4 protein-coding genes are annotated in these 2,637 nt (G+C 61.7%); 3 read left to right on the top strand and 1 reads right to left on the bottom strand.

What is annotated here, in order from left to right; all coding sequences use genetic code 11:
- The first annotated feature begins 150 nt into the window (after positions 1-150).
- From EOA85_RS32215 to EOA85_RS32205, 3 genes are all read left to right on the top strand, one after another.
- Positions 151-726, top strand: coding sequence for a cold-shock protein (locus EOA85_RS32215; protein WP_203546853.1), 576 nt, complete (start codon positions 151-153; stop codon positions 724-726).
- 110 nt (positions 727-836) lie between these two features.
- On the top strand, positions 837-1,349 hold the full coding sequence (locus EOA85_RS32210; protein WP_127212422.1) for a DUF192 domain-containing protein: 513 nt from the start codon (positions 837-839) through the stop codon (positions 1,347-1,349).
- Between the two features lie 20 nt (positions 1,350-1,369).
- Positions 1,370-2,137 (top strand): alpha/beta hydrolase, encoded by a 768-nt coding sequence (locus EOA85_RS32205; protein ID WP_164760027.1) that lies wholly within the window; start codon positions 1,370-1,372, stop codon positions 2,135-2,137.
- Between the two features lie 49 nt (positions 2,138-2,186).
- Here EOA85_RS32205 and EOA85_RS32200 read toward each other — a convergent pair.
- On the bottom strand, positions 2,187-2,637 hold a 451-nt coding region (locus EOA85_RS32200; protein ID WP_127212420.1), incomplete at its 5' end, for a hypothetical protein.

Below are 2,637 nucleotides of genomic sequence, written 5' to 3'. Positions count from 1 at the left end.
CAACAAATCCGGTATCCTGCAATGAACCGTGAAAAAAGGCAGCTCAGGTCTTGCACACACCGGAAGTGGCAGTGTTAATCTAACGTCAAGAATCAGTTGCGGTATTCTTGGAAAAAGGGGGGCGTTCTTATGGGGGAAAAAGCCTCTTTCATGGGGCGGGACGGAACCGGTCGCGACGCCTTGCAAAGAGACGAGAGCGGCGATGCTGCCGATCTTGTCGAGGTTGCGGGCGCCATCAAATGGTTCGACGTGGCCAAGGGCTACGGTTTCATTCTTCCTGATGACGGCTCTTCCGGCGATATTCTCCTACATGTGACATGTCTTCGAAAGGACGGTTTCCAGACCGCCTTGGAAGGTGCGCGCGTCGTCTGCCTGGTCAAGCAAGGTGAGCGCGGATTGCAGGCGTTCCGCGTGCTCTCCATGGATCTCACCACGGCGACCCATCCGGCGGAGATGCAGGAGCAGCGCACCCACGTCTCGGTGACGCCGGAAAGCGGCCTCGAACGGGCGCTGGTGAAATGGTTCAACCGCACCAAGGGGTTCGGTTTCCTGACCCGAGGCGAGGGCACCGAGGACATTTTCGTCCACATGGAGACCCTGCGCCGTTACGGCATTACCGAGCTCCGGCCCGGGCAGGTTGTGCTGGTCCGCTTCGGGCGCGGCGACAAAGGCCTTATGGCTGCCGAAATTCACCCGGATATGGGTACCTTGCCCGTCTCGCACTAAGGTCCATCCCGATCGAATCGGGATGCGACCTAGTGCTTTCTGCTCGACCATGATCTTTTTCGAACCGTAGGTTCGGGATCATGGTCTAGGGCGATGGCCGAGGATTCTGAATGACTTACAGGAACTGGCTGGCAACGGGCGTAGTCTGCGCCGCGATCGCTTTTGTCATCGCCACAGGCGCTTTCTTCCATTCGCAGCAACCGGCTTCGGCAGACGGCCGGGCGATGATCCTTGCCGTCGACCCGCAGCCGCTGGTCGCGGTGACGAAAGGCGGCGAACGCTCGTTCTCCGTCGAAATCGCCGACACCTCCGCCGAGCGCGAGGCCGGCCTGATGTTTCGCCAGGAGATGGCCGACAATCATGGCATGCTGTTCGTGTTCGAGGAGCCTCGGGATGTGAGCTTCTGGATGAAGAACACGCCGATGCCGCTCGACCTGATCTTTGTCGGTCAGGACGGCAGGATCCGGGCAATCAAGCAAGGCGAGCCGCAATCCGAGGCGATGATCTCGCCTGGCGAGCCGGTTCGCTTCGTGCTCGAGCTCAAGGCGGGCACCGCCGCCAGGAGCGGCATCGCGGACGGCGATTTGTTGCGCCACCCGGCAATCGGCACTGCGCACAACTGAACGCGCAGGATCCGGCGCAGATGCAGTTTTTCTCCCATGACGGGTTTGATCTTGCTTTCCTCGACCGCCAGCCGGCATCGGGGCAGGGCGATCCGGTGCTCATGATCCATGGCTTTGCCTCGACCCATTACGTCAACTGGGTGTCGCCCGGCTGGTTCAAGGCGCTTAACGATGCCGGCTACCGCGCCATCGCCTTCGACAATCGCGGCCATGGCGCCTCGTCGAAGAGCTATGAAGAGGCCGATTATACCCCAGCAAAAATGGCTTCCGACGGGGCAGCGTTGCTGACCCATCTCGGCATCGAACGCGCCCATGTCATGGGCTATTCGATGGGCGCGCGGATATCGGCCTTCCTGGCGCTTTCCGACCCGGACAAGGTGGCGACGCTGGTCTTCGGCGGTCTCGGCGTCGGCATGGTCGACGGCGTCGGCGACTGGGATCCGATCGCCGCCGCCCTTCTGGCCGACGATCCTGATGCCACCAGCCATCCGCGCGGCCGCTCGTTTCGCGCCTTCGCCGACCAGACACGCAGTGACCGCCGGGCGCTGGCCGCATGCATTGCCACCTCGCGGGAATTGCTGGCCGAGGCCGACATTGCGCGCATTGCCCAGCCGACGTTGATTGCCGTCGGCACCAAGGACGATATCGGCGGTTCGCCCGACGAACTGGCCGCCTTGATGCCGAACGCCAGGGCCTTTCACATCGAGGGCCGCGACCACATGTTGGCCGTCGGCGACAAAACCTTCAAGCAGCGGGTGCTGGAGTTCTATGCCGAAAATCCGCTGTGAATGCATCGATGCGCAGCGTATGGATGCTTATAACTACGCCTGTTTGGATTCAGCTTAGCCCGAGCGCCTTGAGCGAACGCGCCATGTTTTGCCGAGCCTGAACCTCGAACCGCTGGCGGAACTCCTCGGTGTGAAAGATATGCGTGCGGGCGAGGAAACTCTTCAGAACCGCACTGCGGCCGGCACGCCACATTGGCTCTTCCACCCAGCCATATTCGCGGCGAACCGCCTGCTCATAGGCATCGAATGCATCAGGCGTCGCACCCAGGATCGCCAGGTCCATATCGAGGAACAGCGCTGCGTCGCGGACGGCATTCTCGTCGTCAAAGTGCGGCAATTCATGCGTGGCGGTGGCGATGATCATCGCGGTGATGCGGTCCAGGCGCTCCGTATCCGTGCGGCCGGCGAGTTTTTTCTCGGCAAGGGCGGCACTCCTCGCCTCATTGTCCTTGGCTCGGCTGTCATAGATGGCATCGTGGAACCAGATCGCCGCCTCGACC

The organism is Mesorhizobium sp. M5C.F.Ca.IN.020.29.1.1, from assembly GCF_003997375.1.
Classification (GTDB): domain Bacteria; phylum Pseudomonadota; class Alphaproteobacteria; order Rhizobiales; family Rhizobiaceae; genus Mesorhizobium; species Mesorhizobium wenxiniae.
The sequence above is the reverse complement of the archived record's forward strand: the minus strand, read 5'-3'. Positions and strand labels throughout refer to the sequence as shown.